At 63.3% G+C, this 13,178-nt stretch carries 14 protein-coding genes and 1 pseudogene; 9 read left to right on the top strand and 6 right to left on the bottom strand.

The features are described 5' to 3' along the window. Positions 1 to 45: 45 nt before the first annotated feature. A complete protein-coding gene (locus tag ACZYZ3_RS17830; RefSeq protein ID WP_463965136.1) occupies positions 46 to 1,494 on the bottom strand; it encodes a PucR family transcriptional regulator in 1,449 nt (482 codons plus the stop codon). Positions 1,495 to 1,614: 120 nt separating this feature from the next. Between ACZYZ3_RS17830 and pxpA the strand changes: the two genes are divergently transcribed. The 5 genes from pxpA to ACZYZ3_RS17805 are packed head-to-tail and all read left to right on the top strand — an operon-like array spanning position 1,615 to position 5,865. Further along, entirely contained in the window at positions 1,615 to 2,358 is a 744-nt protein-coding gene (pxpA, locus tag ACZYZ3_RS17825; RefSeq protein ID WP_463965135.1) for a 5-oxoprolinase subunit PxpA, read from the top strand. Positions 2,359 to 2,395: 37 nt separating this feature from the next. After that, complete coding sequence (locus tag ACZYZ3_RS17820) at positions 2,396 to 2,641, top strand: acetyl-CoA carboxylase (protein WP_463965134.1); 246 nt, start codon at positions 2,396 to 2,398, stop codon at positions 2,639 to 2,641. After that, entirely contained in the window at positions 2,638 to 3,987 is a 1,350-nt protein-coding gene (locus ACZYZ3_RS17815; RefSeq protein ID WP_463965133.1) for an acetyl-CoA carboxylase biotin carboxylase subunit, read from the top strand. Before ACZYZ3_RS17820 ends, ACZYZ3_RS17815 begins: the two co-directional genes overlap by 4 nt. After that, positions 3,984 to 4,889, top strand: coding sequence for a 5-oxoprolinase subunit B family protein (locus tag ACZYZ3_RS17810; protein WP_463965132.1), 906 nt, complete (start codon positions 3,984 to 3,986; stop codon positions 4,887 to 4,889). The genes ACZYZ3_RS17815 and ACZYZ3_RS17810 overlap by 4 nt, the downstream gene beginning before the upstream one ends. Next, positions 4,879 to 5,865, top strand: a complete 987-nt coding sequence (locus ACZYZ3_RS17805) for a 5-oxoprolinase subunit C family protein (protein WP_463965131.1) — start codon at positions 4,879 to 4,881, stop codon at positions 5,863 to 5,865. Before ACZYZ3_RS17810 ends, ACZYZ3_RS17805 begins: the two co-directional genes overlap by 11 nt. Before the next feature lie 167 nt (positions 5,866 to 6,032). On the opposite strand, the gene ACZYZ3_RS17800 is transcribed toward ACZYZ3_RS17805, so the two are convergent. Further along, positions 6,033 to 6,305 carry an SDR family NAD(P)-dependent oxidoreductase gene (locus ACZYZ3_RS17800; RefSeq protein ID WP_463965130.1) on the bottom strand — a complete coding sequence of 91 codons (273 nt, stop codon included), beginning with the start codon at positions 6,303 to 6,305 and terminating at the stop codon, positions 6,033 to 6,035. 268 nt (positions 6,306 to 6,573) lie between these two features. On the opposite strand from ACZYZ3_RS17800, the gene ACZYZ3_RS17795 reads away from it, so the two are divergent. The 3 genes and pseudogenes from ACZYZ3_RS17795 to ACZYZ3_RS20545 all read left to right on the top strand — a co-directional run bounded on the left by ACZYZ3_RS17795 (position 6,574) and on the right by ACZYZ3_RS20545 (position 8,609). Next, positions 6,574 to 8,058: an amidase gene (locus ACZYZ3_RS17795; protein WP_463965129.1), complete on the top strand. Its 1,485-nt coding sequence runs from the start codon at positions 6,574 to 6,576 to the stop codon at positions 8,056 to 8,058. Between the two features lie 6 nt (positions 8,059 to 8,064). Then, positions 8,065 to 8,318 (top strand): annotated as a pseudogene (locus tag ACZYZ3_RS20550) (LamB/YcsF family protein); the annotation flags it as partial. 9 nt (positions 8,319 to 8,327) lie between these two features. Continuing rightward, positions 8,328 to 8,609, top strand: a complete 282-nt coding sequence (locus tag ACZYZ3_RS20545) for a hypothetical protein (RefSeq protein ID WP_498049688.1) — start codon at positions 8,328 to 8,330, stop codon at positions 8,607 to 8,609. Between the two features lie 43 nt (positions 8,610 to 8,652). On the opposite strand, the gene ACZYZ3_RS17785 is transcribed toward ACZYZ3_RS20545, so the two are convergent. The 3 genes from ACZYZ3_RS17785 to ACZYZ3_RS17775 form a co-directional block, all read right to left on the bottom strand. Beyond that, complete coding sequence (locus tag ACZYZ3_RS17785; protein ID WP_463965128.1) at positions 8,653 to 9,021, bottom strand: type II toxin-antitoxin system death-on-curing family toxin; 369 nt, start codon at positions 9,019 to 9,021, stop codon at positions 8,653 to 8,655. Continuing rightward, complete coding sequence (locus tag ACZYZ3_RS17780) at positions 9,018 to 9,224, bottom strand: ribbon-helix-helix protein, CopG family (protein WP_463965127.1); 207 nt, start codon at positions 9,222 to 9,224, stop codon at positions 9,018 to 9,020. Before ACZYZ3_RS17780 ends, ACZYZ3_RS17785 begins: the two co-directional genes overlap by 4 nt. A 391-nt stretch (positions 9,225 to 9,615) precedes the next feature. Continuing rightward, positions 9,616 to 9,921, bottom strand: a complete 306-nt coding sequence (locus ACZYZ3_RS17775; RefSeq protein ID WP_463965126.1) for a transposase — start codon at positions 9,919 to 9,921, stop codon at positions 9,616 to 9,618. A 246-nt stretch (positions 9,922 to 10,167) separates the two neighbouring features. Here ACZYZ3_RS17775 and ACZYZ3_RS17770 point away from each other — a divergent pair, with 246 nt between their 5' ends. Next, positions 10,168 to 10,716 (top strand): OsmC family protein, encoded by a 549-nt coding sequence (locus ACZYZ3_RS17770; protein ID WP_463965125.1) that lies wholly within the window; start codon positions 10,168 to 10,170, stop codon positions 10,714 to 10,716. Between the two features lie 1,180 nt (positions 10,717 to 11,896). Here ACZYZ3_RS17770 and ACZYZ3_RS17765 read toward each other — a convergent pair. Beyond that, a partial coding sequence (locus ACZYZ3_RS17765) for a phenylacetate--CoA ligase family protein (RefSeq protein WP_463965124.1) occupies positions 11,897 to 13,178 on the bottom strand: 1,282 nt, incomplete at its 5' end.

Below are 13,178 nucleotides of genomic sequence, written 5' to 3'. Positions count from 1 at the left end.
CCCGCAGCACGGGTTCCAGAGCGCGGTTTCCCGCGCAGGATTCCTTCAATGCGAAGACGCGACGATTCCCAAGGCGAGCAAGCAAGTGGCGCGGACTTCGCCGTCGGACAAATCCAGTTGGAGGAGATCCTGGATTTTCCGCAGCCTGTAGCTGAGCGTATTTCGGTGGATGAAGACCTCGTCGCAGATCTTCGCCGAATTCCCGTTGTGGCGCAGGAAAGCGTCAAACGTCTCAAGCAAAACGCTGCCGCCGTCGGAGGCCAACGGGGCCAACAGCCGCTGGCACATGGCCACCAGGCCCGGGCTGGGTAGCCCCTGCACAATGCCGGCGAGATCAGCCGGCGGCGCCCGGTGCACGCCGGGCCGCCCGATGTGACGGCGGCCAAGCTGCAGCACCAGCGGCAATCCGCTGAGGCTCGGGGATTCGGAGACGACGACAGACAGTTCAGGGGCGTCCGTAAAATACCCCCGCGTGGCATCCAGCAGGTCGGTTGCTCCGTGCCTGTGCTGCAACAGAAGAGTCGTGAGTCCCGATTCCTCCATGAACCGCACCGTACCGAAATCTGCCTGCAGTCCCACTCGTGCGCGCCAGGCGATGGCACGCAGCTTGGCAGGAGCCACCTCTTCCGAACTGCCGATCAGCACCGCCCCCCAGTCTTCTCCGTCGGGATCGAAGCCGGACTCGAGGCCATAGCGGCGCAAAGACGTTGACGGCTCTCCGCGGTCCTCATACAGGGCCTCCAGGAAGCGCGCGGCTTCCCGGGAATGCAGGGGTGAACGGGACCCAAGGGTGTAGCTCAACTGCATGCCAATGACTGCCGCCACAGGACCCAGGATGGGCTGCAGCACGATGTCGCTCCCGATTCCCTCGATGGCAAGCCGGAACTGCTCGGAGTCGCCGCTGGGCAGGTGCAGCGTTGTTCGCGTTGGCCCGCCGTGAGCCTCGCCTGCGGACACAAGCTCGAACGCGTTGTGATCGATCACGGCCACCCTCGCGTTGACGACGTCCGCCACCCGCTCCAGAACCTCGGCCAGTGAATGCCCGCCGGCCGCCAACCGGGTGCATCCATCGGCTAGCTCCCAGCCCTTTCGCAACTCCTCATATCGCTCGGCGGCGATGGCCAGCTCCACATGGCGCATGATCAACACAAAAGGCACTTCCGGCGGGAGCTCCAGCAGCGGCAGGCCGTGGGCCTCGCAGGCCTGGACCAGGCCTGCCGGCAGCTCGCTGTGCGCGGCGCCCAGCCCGAACGCCAGTCCGGAGACCGGGACGGAGACCAGGCGTTCCACGTAGGCGTCCCAGATCCTGAAGTCCTTGACGTTAAGGCCCATCCCATTGGTCAGCACAAGGGCATTCACACTGAGGAAGGGCGTGGGGTCCATATGTTCGGTCGGAGCGCACCAGGTGATGGGTCGAGCCAGGCGGCCTTCGCCGCCTGTAACGCGAAGGCGGATGTTGAGGTCGGCGTCGTCCGCCAAGTCTGAGATTCGCAAGGTAGCCTCCAAATGTGGCGGGAGTCGTCCGCCGAACAGTGCAATAAGCATAATGTATGCCGTTAGATTCAGCGGCCTGCACAATATCGATAACCCGAAATGCTGAGTAGCGTTACACCCATGCAAACAAACGTGACTCCCGACACTCCCGGACGTGTGCTCTTGAACTCCGATATGGGTGAAGGCCTCGGTCTTCACGAGTTCGGCAACGACGATGCACTCATGCGGATCATCGACGTCGCCAACGTCGCCTGCGGCTACCACGCCGGCGATCCAGACGTCATGAACCGGACCGTGGCTCTGGCCGCTGAGCATGGCGTGGCAGTGGGAGCGCACCCCGGCCTGCCTGACCTCGTGGGATTCGGACGCCGCCGCATGGTCCTTAGCCCTGGCGAGGTCGAATCGATCATCCTCTTCCAAACCGGAGCCCTGACGGCTTTTCTGGCAAAGCACGGACTTGAACTGAACCACATCAAACCCCACGGCGCCCTCTACGGAATGCTGGCCGGCGACGAGGAACTCATGCAGGCCGCCGCCGGAACCGCCAAACAGTTTGGCGTCCCCTTCTACGGGCTCGCCGGGACCGCTCACGAATCCGTGTGCCGGGCCATGGGGGTGGAATTCGTGCCGGAACTCTATGTTGACCTCAATTACGGCTCGGCCGGCGAACTGCTGATCCAGCGCCGCCCGGCCCCCACGGACCCGGTCGCCGCTGCCGATCGCGTCAGACGGGCGCTGACGGGACAGCCCATTCTGGCCGTTGACGGCACCGAACTGGACATCTCGTTCCAAAGTATCTGCATCCACTCCGACGCACCCAACTCTGTTGCAGTGGCCACCGCCGTGCGCGCGGTCCTGGGCTGACTCTGACTTATCCAACCATCTGAAAGCGAGCACCTCCGTGGCAACCATCGTCTCCCCGCTCCCTGGAATCTTTTACCGTAAGCCCGGCCCCGGCAAGCCGCCGTTCGCCAACGAAGGCGACACCATCGAGATCGGCCAGACCCTGGGCATCGTCGAAATCATGAAGCAGTTCACCGAAATCCAATCCGATGTGGCCGGGGTCCTCGAGTCCTTCGAGGTCAATGAGGGCGACATGGTTAACCCGGGCGACACGATCGTCGTCATCCGCGAAGGAGAGCTGTGAAGAAACTGCTCATAGCCAATCGCGGCGAAATCGCCGTCCGAGTTGCTCGGACCGCACGCGAAATGGGCATCGAAACAGTCCTGGTGGCCAGCGAACCCGACGCCAATTCCCTTGCAGCCCGCACCGCCGACAATGTGGTGGTAGTGGGCCCGGCTCCTGCGCCCGCCAGCTACCTCAACCAGGACGCCATCATCTCCGCGGCCTTGGACAGCGGCTGCGATGCCGTCCACCCGGGCTACGGCTTCCTCTCCGAGAACTCCGCATTCGCCCGGAAGGTCGCAGATGCTGGGCTGACCTGGGTGGGTCCTGACGCGGATGCCATCGAAATGATGGGCAACAAGTCCATGGCCAGAGAATCCGCCCGCAAGGCCGGCGTTCCGGTACTCCGCGGCTCGGACGGACCCCTGGACCCCGGTGCCGACGCCATTGAGGTGGCCCGCGGCATCGGCTACCCGCTGGTGGTGAAGGCCTCCGCCGGCGGCGGCGGCCGGGGCATCCGCTTCGTCCACAGCGAAGACGAGCTCCTGAAAACGATCGAGACGGCCCGCGGGGAGGCGGCATCCGTCTTCGGGGACCCCACGGTTTACCTGGAACGGTTTGTGCAGCATGCCCGCCACGTGGAGGTGCAGATCCTCGGAGACGGAACCAGCTTCATCCACCTCGGGGACCGCGACTGCTCCATGCAAAGACGCTCACAAAAAGTCATCGAAGAAGCACCGGCACCGGACCTTCCCGACGCCGTCCGCCGGAGGATCCGGGAATCCTCCGTGGAACTCGCCCGGGAATGCGGCTACAGCGGAGCCGGCACGGTCGAATTCCTCTATGACCCCATCAACCACGAAGCCGCATTCATCGAAATGAACACCCGGATCCAGGTGGAGCACCCCATCACCGAGCAGATCACCGGAATCGACCTGGTCCGCGAACAGCTGCTGATAGCTTCCACAGGAGCAATGTCCATCCAACAGGATGACGTCCGCTTCAGCGGGCACGCCATCGAATGCCGCATCAACGCCGAAGACCCCGAGCATAACTTCTTCCCCAGCCCGGGGCTCATCACGGCCATTGAGTGGCCCTCGGGCGAAGGCATCAGGGTGGACACAGGCGTGGAAGCAGGATCCGTAGTGAGCCCATACTACGACTCCCTGCTCGCCAAGCTGATCGTCCACGCACCCGACCGTGTAACGGCCATTGAGGCCATGCTGGCAGCACTGGACGGAACACACATCGAAGGGGTCAAGACCACCATCCCGGTGCACAAGACGCTTCTGGCGCGGCCCGAGTTCGCTGCCGTGACCCACCACTCAAAGTTCCTTGAAACCGCCGATCTTTTGGAGGCACAATGATCAGCCCGGTCCCCGCCACGCAGGAGGCACGCTACACCTGGGGCGGAGACGAATTCCTCTTCGTTGAAGTGTCCGAGTCCATGAGCCTGGCTGCCAACTTTCGGGTCATGTCCATTGCCTCAAAGCTTTCAGCCATGGAGCTGCCGGGCGTCGTTGACGTCTGTCCCGCCAACGCCTCACTGCTGGTGCGGTTCGATCCCGACGTCCTGCCGCCGTCGACCCTTGAAGACACCGTACGGACCATCGAAGGGGACCTGACACACCATCAGGAGCAGGCGCTCGAAACCCGGATCATCGAGGTCCCGGTCTGGTACAACGACCCCTTCACGGCGGAAGTGGCGGAGCGCTTCCGCGAAGGGTTCCATCAGGAGCCTGGAGGTACCGACATTGACTACGCGGCCAAGGTCAACAACCTGAAAGATGCCGCCGAATTCATCCAGCGGCACCATGAGCAGCCCTGGCTTGTCTCCATGGTTGGCTTCGTGGCCGGCCTGCCGTTCCTCTTCCAGCTTGTGGAGCGGGAGAAACAATTGGAAGTTCCCAAGTATCTGAGTCCCCGGACCGATACCCCCAAGCTGACGGTGGGCCACGGCGGCTGCTTCGGCTGTATCTATTCCGTGCGCGGCGCCGGCGGATACCAGATGTTCGGCGTCGCTGCCGCGCCGATCTTTGATCCCGCCCAGACTTTGGAAGACTTCAACGACTTCATGGTGTTCTTCCGCCCGGGAGACATCGTCAAGTTCAAGCCGGTAACCGAGGCCGAGTACAACGACATTCAGGCGCAGATTTCCGCAGGAACGTTCCGCTACCGGCAGGTACCTGCGACGTTCGATCTGTCCAAGGCGCTCGCAAATCCCGAAGGCTACAACCAGGAACTCATGGAGGCCCTCAATGGCGTTTAGAATCAAGAACCCCGGCCTGGCCACCACGGTCCAGGACCAGGGCCGCACCGGGCACTACAACGTGGGAATCCCGCAGAGCGGGTCCATGGACCAATACTCCGCCGAACTCGGCAACGCCCTGGCGGGCAACACCGCCAAAGAAGCCGTCCTTGAATGCACGTATCTGGGCCCGGTGCTGACCACCGATCAGGATGCAGTCATCGTCGTCACTGGTGCCCCGGTTGACGTGAAGGTCAACGGCCTATCCCGCCCCGAGTGGACCCGGCTTCAACTGAACGCCGGCGACGAGCTCAGCTTCGGAGTCATCCAGGGCGGCACGCGCTACTACATCGCAGTTCAGGGCGGCATCGACGTTCCCGAGGTGCTTGGCAGCCGGTCCACCTACGTTCTGGGCGCAATCGGCGGGTTTAACGGCCGGAAACTTCAGGCGGGCGACCTGGTCCCCGTAGGAAGGCCGCTCAATGACGGAACTTTGTCCGCCGCCGAAACCGTTCCGGAGGAATTCCGGCCCGTGTTCGCGAAACATCAGACGGTCAGGATCGTGCTTGGCCTGTACGACCACCTCCTCACCGACGAAGGACTGGAAAACCTTCTCGACGGCGAATGGAAGCTGACCCCAGTCGCCGACCGGATGGGGCTGAGATACTCCGGCCCCGGCGTTAAGTGGAAAAAACGCGAGCAACCTTTCGGGGCCGGTTCCGACCCCTCCAACATTGTGGATGCCGGCTACGCCGTCGGGTCCATCCAGATACCCGGCGGCACCCAACCCATAATCCTGCACCGCGATGCCGTCTCCGGCGGCGGGTACGCCATGGTGGGCACGGTCATCAGCGCCGACATGGATCTGGTGGCCCGCGCCGCCCCCGGCACGACCACAAGGTTCACCGCCGTCAGCCTGGACGAAGCCCTAGGGGCGCGCAAGGACCTTACTGAACGCAAGAAGAACGCGCGGGCAGCCCTAGGTGCCAACCGCTGATTCCAGACCCACCCCTGAATTGAGCTACTTTCGACGATTCCTCCCAAACGGCGTCTCGACGCCGGCGCCGGCGGCTCGACACGTCTGCCCTTTATCAGTGCGGGCCGTGGGCCTCTTGATGTGGCTGCTGCCTGCGACCTAGAAGTCCTGGCCTGTGGCTCGTATGGCTATCTCAGATATGTCGGCTCCGGCTGGTTTGCCAGCGCCCACAGCAGGGCCCCGGCCACGGACTCCGGCGCTATCGCAGCCTCGGGTGCCCCCCTCCACAGTGGTGTGTCCACGTGGCCCGGAGCAACGCCCAACACACGGATACCGGTGCCCACGAGTTGCTGTCGGAGTGATTCTGCGTAGCCGGTGACGGCCCATTCGGTGGCGGTGTATAGGTTCCCGGATACAAGGAAATAATTCGTGTGTTGAGTGTTAGACAATGGGGTTCGCACACAGGGAGTCAGTGATCATAAAGCAAGTGCCCGGCCCCCTCGGGGGCAGAGCGGGGTGTGGTCGGCACCGTTCCACAGCTTGTCACGGGTGGGAGACGGAGCATACTCGGCCACAGCGATTCAGCATTATCGACAGGAACTCCTGCCTTCAGACAAGTCGCCAACGGGGCAGCCCCCTCCGGCGCTCTGGCCGCCGTATGGCTGCCAGCCGTCAGGCTGAAGTCTCGAACCCTTTCCCTGAATACCACGATTAAGGAATAGTGGTCCCATGGCCATTGAACGCCCCATCGAAGAGCTGACCATCGCCCAGGCACACGCAGCCTTCCTCGACGGTGAATTCACCGCAGAGGATCTTGTCAGCGCCTACCTGGACCGCATTGAACGAATCGACCAGTCCGGGCCGGAACTCAATTCACTGATTTCCGTCTCGCAGAGCGCGTTGGAAGAAGCGCGCCGGCTCGACCGGGAACTCGGCAAAACGGGCCGGCTCATGGGGCCGCTTCACGGCGTACCTATCGTCGTCAAGGACCAGATCGAAACCGCCGACCTGCCCACGACATTCGGCAGCATCGCATGCGGTGACTATCAGCCCAAGCAGGACGCGACCGCCATCGCCAAACTCCGTGACGCCGGCGCCATCATCCTCGGCAAGACCACCCTCCCAGACTTCGCGACGTCCTGGTTCTCGACCTCCTCCCGCAGTGGGGTAACCAAGAACCCCTACGACCTCTCCCGTGATCCCGGCGGATCCTCCTCCGGAACCGCCGCAGCCGTAGCAGCGAATCTGTCACTCGTAGGAATCGGCGAGGACACCGGAGGCTCGATCCGCCTGCCCGCTTCTTTCTGCGGCCTCGTCGGGCTCCGCGTCACGCCAGGCCTGATCAGCCGCGCCGGGATGTCCTCCCTGGTGAAACCCCAGGACACGTCCGGGCCGATGACCCGGACCGTGGAAGACGCCGCCCGTCTCCTTGACGTCATGGTCGGCTACGACAAGGCCGATGACTACACCTCGGCCGCCGTCATTGCAGGCCACGACGAGCCCTACGCGGACGTACTTCACAACGCGACCCTTACCGGAAAGCGAATCGGGATTCTTCGCCAGGCGTTCGGCGACCAATCCGACCCAGACGGGGCCAATGTCAACACGACAGTTGAGCTCGCGTTGTCGGCTCTGCACGGCGCAGGCGCTGAACTCATCGACATCACCATCGACAACCTCGACGATCAGGTCGGCTTCACATCGCTCTACACCACACGATCACAGTCCGACATGAACGAGTTCGTCAGTGCCCGCCCCGCGACCGGGATCCCCTCCATGCGACACCTGATCGAGACAAAGCAGTACCACGAGAAGCTGGACCTGCTCGAGGCAATCGTAGCCGGACCGGAACGGCCCACCGATGATCCCCAATACGTGGAACGCCTCCTCGCCCAAAACGCGTTCCAGCGACAGGTAATCGGCATCATGGCCAAGAACCAACTCGACGCCATTGCCTTCCCGGACGCCAAACTTCCGGCACCCACACACGACGACATCTTCGCCGACCGCTGGACCTGCCTGACTTACCCGACCAACACCGTCATCGCATCCCAGCTCCTCTTCCCCGCGATCACCATCCCGGCCGGCCAAACAGCTGATGGACTTCCCGTCGGTCTGGAGTTCATGGCCGTTCCTTTCGGCGAGCGGGCCCTCCTGGCACTCGCCGCCGCAGCCGAAGCAACACTGCAAGGACGAAAGGCACCTGCCCTCTAGGACACCATGACTGCCAACATCACAATCAACTCAGATCTCGGTGAGGACATCGGGATCCACTCATTCGGCAACGATGAGGCCATCCTCAAGATCGTGGACACAGTCAACATAGCCTGCGGCATGCAGCCGGGGACCCCAGCACAATGGACCGCACCGTCCGGGCGGCGACGGCCGCCGGCGTCACGGTAGGCGCACACCCGGTCTCGCCGACATTACCGGTTTCGGGCGTCGCAAGGACGGCGATCACGGCCGATGCAGCACGCGATCTGATGCACTACCAGGTAGGCGCCCTCGTCGGCTTCCTCGCCGCCCACGGTGTCCCCGGGTACGGGCTCGCAGGAACAGCGCACGAGTCGACTGCCGCAACCTGCGGAGTGGCGTTCGTTCCCGAGTTCTACGTCGACCTCGACTACAGCAAAGACGGAAGCCTCATCGTGGAAGGGCGACCGAAGGACCGCACCTTGGAGTCCTTGCGCGCTGCGAACACTCTGACCTGGCAGAAGCGCCGGCAGTCGCAAGAGCAGTCCAAGAAGCCATCGCCTCTGCTCTAACGGCCAGACCAAAGGCTTAGAGCGCAGCAGCCTGCCCGAATTCTTAGCGTGGGACCATGTGTTTGGAAATCAAGCTGGCGCACTCCTGCAGTTCGATGCTGCCGGCAGCCACGCCCACGACAAGATCGAAGCCCTCGTCGGCGGTAAAATCGTGGCGGTGGCCGTTGATCCAGAGCATCAGGACCATGAGGGTCCATGCAGTGCGCTTGTTGCCATCGATGAGCGGGTGGAAACAGGCCACCGACTCCAGCAGGGCCGCCGCTTTCATGGGCAGTTGTGGATAGGCTTCGGTGCCCATGACTGTTGTTGCCGGGCGGGCCAGCGCGGAGGCGAGCAACCCGATGTCACGGATGTGGAACCCGTATCGGTCGATCACTTGCAGTGCGTCCTCAATTTCGAGGTACGAACTCATGCATCCTCTAGCCGCGTCAGCAGCTCGGCGTCGTGGCTCATGACGAAGTCCAATCCCGCACTGATGTCGCGGCTGCGTCCGTGCCGCTGGAGGACCAGCTCGGCACCCTGGAGGAGCAGAGCCGACTTGGAGGTGTGTTCCTCGGCGGCGAGCTCATCAAGCCGGCGGTCGAGATCTTCGGGAATGCGCAGATTCATAGCCATACCCCATGGTACCAAAGCAGTACCACCCTCCCCCGAGCCCGCCTGCCCACACCAGAACGAATGACGTCGTCGGGGATTTTTTGGGTTTCGCCGGCCCGTGAACGTGGGTGCTTGAGGCATGTTAGTGCGTTTCGCAAGCGACATCGTCATGAAGGTGACAACCCAAACGTCGTCCCCTGGGACAGCGCCCGGCCACCGGCAAAGCAGCACGGATGAGGCCCGCGGGGCTGCACGAAGCCGGGACGGCAGAAAAGGTGGGGAAGTGTCACCGATGAGACAGTCCAGCACCTCTAGACCAGTGTGGACACTATCCGCACCCCTTTGGGAGGATATTCGCCCCCGAGCCCTCCCCTCGCGGCCACAGAAGGACGCGAACCGAAGAGAAGAATCCTCAGGAAATTTTCCCTCTAGTCATGTCTTCACCCCAACACCGGGACATGAATAGGTGAAGGCCAACCACCCTTTCCAGCTCCCGCAGCCGAGCCTCCAACGCGTTGTGTTTCGCAGGATCTACCGGATCATCAGGCTTGCCGCCGGCGCCGGCCTCTCCTTCCCGGTGCAGCTGGACCCGCCTCTTGAGCGCGGTCACGGAGATCCCCAGCTCGGGGGCAACTGAGGCGGGCGAATGGCCAGAGGAAACGACGAGATTCACGGCATCGGCCTTGAACTCATCGGAATAATTGTGACGGAAAGACATGGGCACAATCCTTTCAAACTGTGTCTCACATCAGTAGTACACCTCAAGGCGACCCTGAAAGCACCTGCATCCATCTACAACCCGAGCCCGTGCGAATACAGAATCTCCGCCCCTGAATTCAGCCGGGTACAGCGGGCGTTACCCCCGGTTACGCCCGGTGACCGTCCGTGACAGAACCCCGCAATCGGTTCTCCGGGCTCTGTACTCTGAAGCGAATTGCCCCACTCCGCAACCGAAGGAAACGCCATGACCATCACGACCGAAACAAGCCTGGATGTCACGGCCGAAGACCGGGCAACCCGGCTGGATGCCGCCGGGGATTTCTGGACGAAACGGATCAGCTCCGATGCCGGGAACGCCCGGCTAACGTACCTGGCCCGCGGCACCGCAGAGGGCTCGGTGGCGACGCGGATCACCGCTGGCAGGCACGAGTTCATGGTCGACGAGCCGACTGGCTTGGCCGGGGACGATATAGCATCGAGCCCCGTGGAATACGCCCTGGGCGCCCTGATCTCATGCCAGGTCGTCGTCTATCGCCTCTACGCCCACCAGCTGGGGATACCGTTCGAGGCGATCAGCATTGATGCCGAAGGAGATCTGGACGTGCGCGGACTGTTCGGCGCGGACGAGACCGTACGCCCCGGCTTCACCGCGATGCGGCTCACTATCAAGATCACCGGCCCTGGAACCCCTGAGCAGTATGAGGAACTACGCCGCGTAGTGGATGCCCGGTGCCCGGTCCTGGACCTTTTCTCCAATACCACCCCAGTTACCGCCGTCATCGCCGCCAGCTAGAACTCAGGTGAGGTCCCGGGAGGACCTGCCCGGTTTCGTCCATCACGGCTGGGCCCGGCAGTTGCGGATCGCCGCGTCAGGACCAGCTCCGGGATGGAGACCTAAGGCCCTGCACTTGTTCTTCGATACCCCGCGGGATCGACCTTTCACGGCAGCTGCCGCTGGTAAGTCAACTGCTGATGGCAAGCGATCTTTCTGGCCCTGGCCGCGTCGACAGTGAATTCCTTGGCCCACCCCCTTTCATGCCCCTGCCAAACGACATCGATACTGTCCTCCTGCCCTGTACGCGCTTTTCTCGTCCTCAGTCGCACGGGCAAGCATCTGGCCGCAGTCACCGGCCCGGCAACGATTAGTGGCAAACTGATGAACCTCGATCGCTCCGAAATCCCGCAAACGCTGGATCGAGAGCGCCTGGGGATTGACAGACCTGCCCAGGGCGTACGCCGGCAACGACGTCGATCACGGACACCCTGGCGGCGGACCGCAGCAGTCTGCGGTCATACCGGCGCAGAAGGCGCCCAAGCCAATAGCGACGCCTTCCACTGCGCAGATGCAGCACCGCAGGCCGCGAAGTCTAACCGGCGCACAGAGCTCCGGCTTGGTTTGGAGTCCTACGTGTTGGACAACGCAGCCGACAACCGTCGAAGGCTCCTCACCACCGGCCCCCGTCTTCCCTGATGACGATCCCCGTGTACCGGGCTGTGCAGATCCAATTGCTGTTCTCTCGAGGGCTGCTTCCTCCACACGCGAAGGCATGGTCTTCCTCGTTGGCCTTTGTATCGTATACCCGGTCGCGGTCGATCTACCTCGTCACGTTCTTATGCTGTTGCCCCTACTTACTCCATTAGGTTCGTTCTTCAAAACCTCAACACCGGAGACATCGAGCTGCCCTGTGCCGCCATCCTCGGTTTCGCCGATGTGCTGGTTCTCATGGTCGCTTCGGTTTGGCCAGATCACCGGCTGCAGCGCAGAAGAAAGCGGGGAACAACGACAACTGGACGACGTGGCCGGAACCAAGCACCGTGACTGAGGTGTGTCGCCGAAAACGACAACTCCCAGCTCCGTGCTGCTCAGACTTGACGCCGCCGTGATGGAGGGCCGTACGGCTGAGGCGAGGGCTCACCGGCATGAAGCCAGCGGGCCGGCGACCACTGCATGGTTCTGCGGGGCAGGACATGCGTCAGCGGCCGCCCGCTGATCTGCGCACAAATGGGGCTTTCCCCAGGGCTGTCCGTTCAACATGTTCAACCAGCTGCACATCGACCCGGACGGGAGTGACCCCGGCTGTGGTGAGCGCACCAGTTATTGCGGCGCGGACTCCCTCTGTGGAGGCTCCGGGCGCGAGGCCCGCCATGAGGACCCGAAGCCCTGAGGCCTCCTGTATGACCTGCCACCCCGAGGCGGCGGCCTGGTCGAGAACATGGTGGAACACCATCGGATGGACACTTACATGGCCTGCTCTACCGGGGAGCTGCAGGACGTCTTCGGTGCGCCCTTCGATGTCCTCCAGAATGGAGAAGGAGCGCCCGCAGGGGCATCCCCGTTCGCCCAGTCTTACGGTGTCGGACATTTCGTAGCGGATCAGCGGCAGGGTGCGGGAGAACAGGACGGTGACGAGGAGCTTGGCCCCGGTTGTCCCCGGGGGCACGGGGTTACCGGCCAGGTCGACGGGTTCGATGATCAGCAGGTCCTCGTACACGTGGCGGTTCCGGAAAATGCAGGGGGAGGCGATCCCTGCCGTTTCGGTGGCGGCGTAGACATCGAAGGGGGCACTCCCCCAAGCCTCCTCCAGTTCCAATGCGGTGTGCGGGCTGAGCACTTCGGAGGCGGACATCACGCCCTCAGGTGAGATGTGCAGGCGTCGGGCGGTCTGCTCAGCCGCGAGGGGTTTGAGCGCGGAGGCGTAGCCGACGAGGACCCTGGGCTGGAACCGGTTCAGCGCTGCGACCGTCTCATCCATGGGTGCAGTGACGTCCAGGCGGAGGGTGGGGACGACCCCGGAGCGCAGGGACGCTCCGACGACGGCGGACTGGTGTGTGGGGACGCGGGAGCTCACCAGTGCCATTTTCAGGGGACGGGTCGGGCCGGCGGAGATCCTTGCCCAGTCGTTGGCGCGGGCGTAGGAGGCCAGGATCGTGCCCCATTCAGAACGGTTCCAGATGAAGGTCCCGCGCCGGCCGGTGGTGCCGGCCGTTGCCGCCGCCCACCACCGGCCCTTCCACGGCCGCCCCGGGTCTCCCCCGCTCTGGACCAGGGACAGAAGGTGGTTCTCCAGATCCGCCAGCTTCAGGTCCGGTGTGGTGACGGCTTCGTCGAAGTGCTCCATCAGGTCCGCTTTCGTCACGGACGGCACCTGGTCCAGAGGCGCGTAGTGCAGGCCGGCGTGATGGCGCCGGTAGAACTCGGAGCCGGCGTAGGTTGCGCGGCGCAGCTCCCGCAGGGCGAGGTCCTGATGGGCCGTG

The sequence above is a fragment of the Pseudarthrobacter linnaei genome (assembly GCF_055412825.1).
Note: the sequence above shows the minus strand (reverse complement) of the source record. Positions and strands in the feature narration are given on the sequence as shown.

Excerpts from the sequence above, each read along its gene's own strand:
- pxpA (WP_463965135.1), top strand. The coding sequence starts at position 1,615 with ATGCAAACAAACGTGACTCCCGACACTCCCGGACGTGTGCTCTTGAAC.
- ACZYZ3_RS17770 (WP_463965125.1), top strand. The coding sequence starts at position 10,168 with ATGACCATCACGACCGAAACAAGCCTGGATGTCACGGCCGAAGACCGG.
- ACZYZ3_RS17780 (WP_463965127.1), bottom strand. The coding sequence starts at position 9,224 with ATGGCTATGAATCTGCGCATTCCCGAAGATCTCGACCGCCGGCTTGAT.
- ACZYZ3_RS17805 (WP_463965131.1), top strand. The coding sequence starts at position 4,879 with ATGGCGTTTAGAATCAAGAACCCCGGCCTGGCCACCACGGTCCAGGAC.
- ACZYZ3_RS17785 (WP_463965128.1), bottom strand. The coding sequence starts at position 9,021 with ATGAGTTCGTACCTCGAAATTGAGGACGCACTGCAAGTGATCGACCGA.
- ACZYZ3_RS20545 (WP_498049688.1), top strand. The coding sequence starts at position 8,328 with ATGCACTACCAGGTAGGCGCCCTCGTCGGCTTCCTCGCCGCCCACGGT.
- ACZYZ3_RS17810 (WP_463965132.1), top strand. The coding sequence starts at position 3,984 with ATGATCAGCCCGGTCCCCGCCACGCAGGAGGCACGCTACACCTGGGGC.
- ACZYZ3_RS17795 (WP_463965129.1), top strand. The coding sequence starts at position 6,574 with ATGGCCATTGAACGCCCCATCGAAGAGCTGACCATCGCCCAGGCACAC.
- ACZYZ3_RS17775 (WP_463965126.1), bottom strand. The coding sequence starts at position 9,921 with ATGTCTTTCCGTCACAATTATTCCGATGAGTTCAAGGCCGATGCCGTG.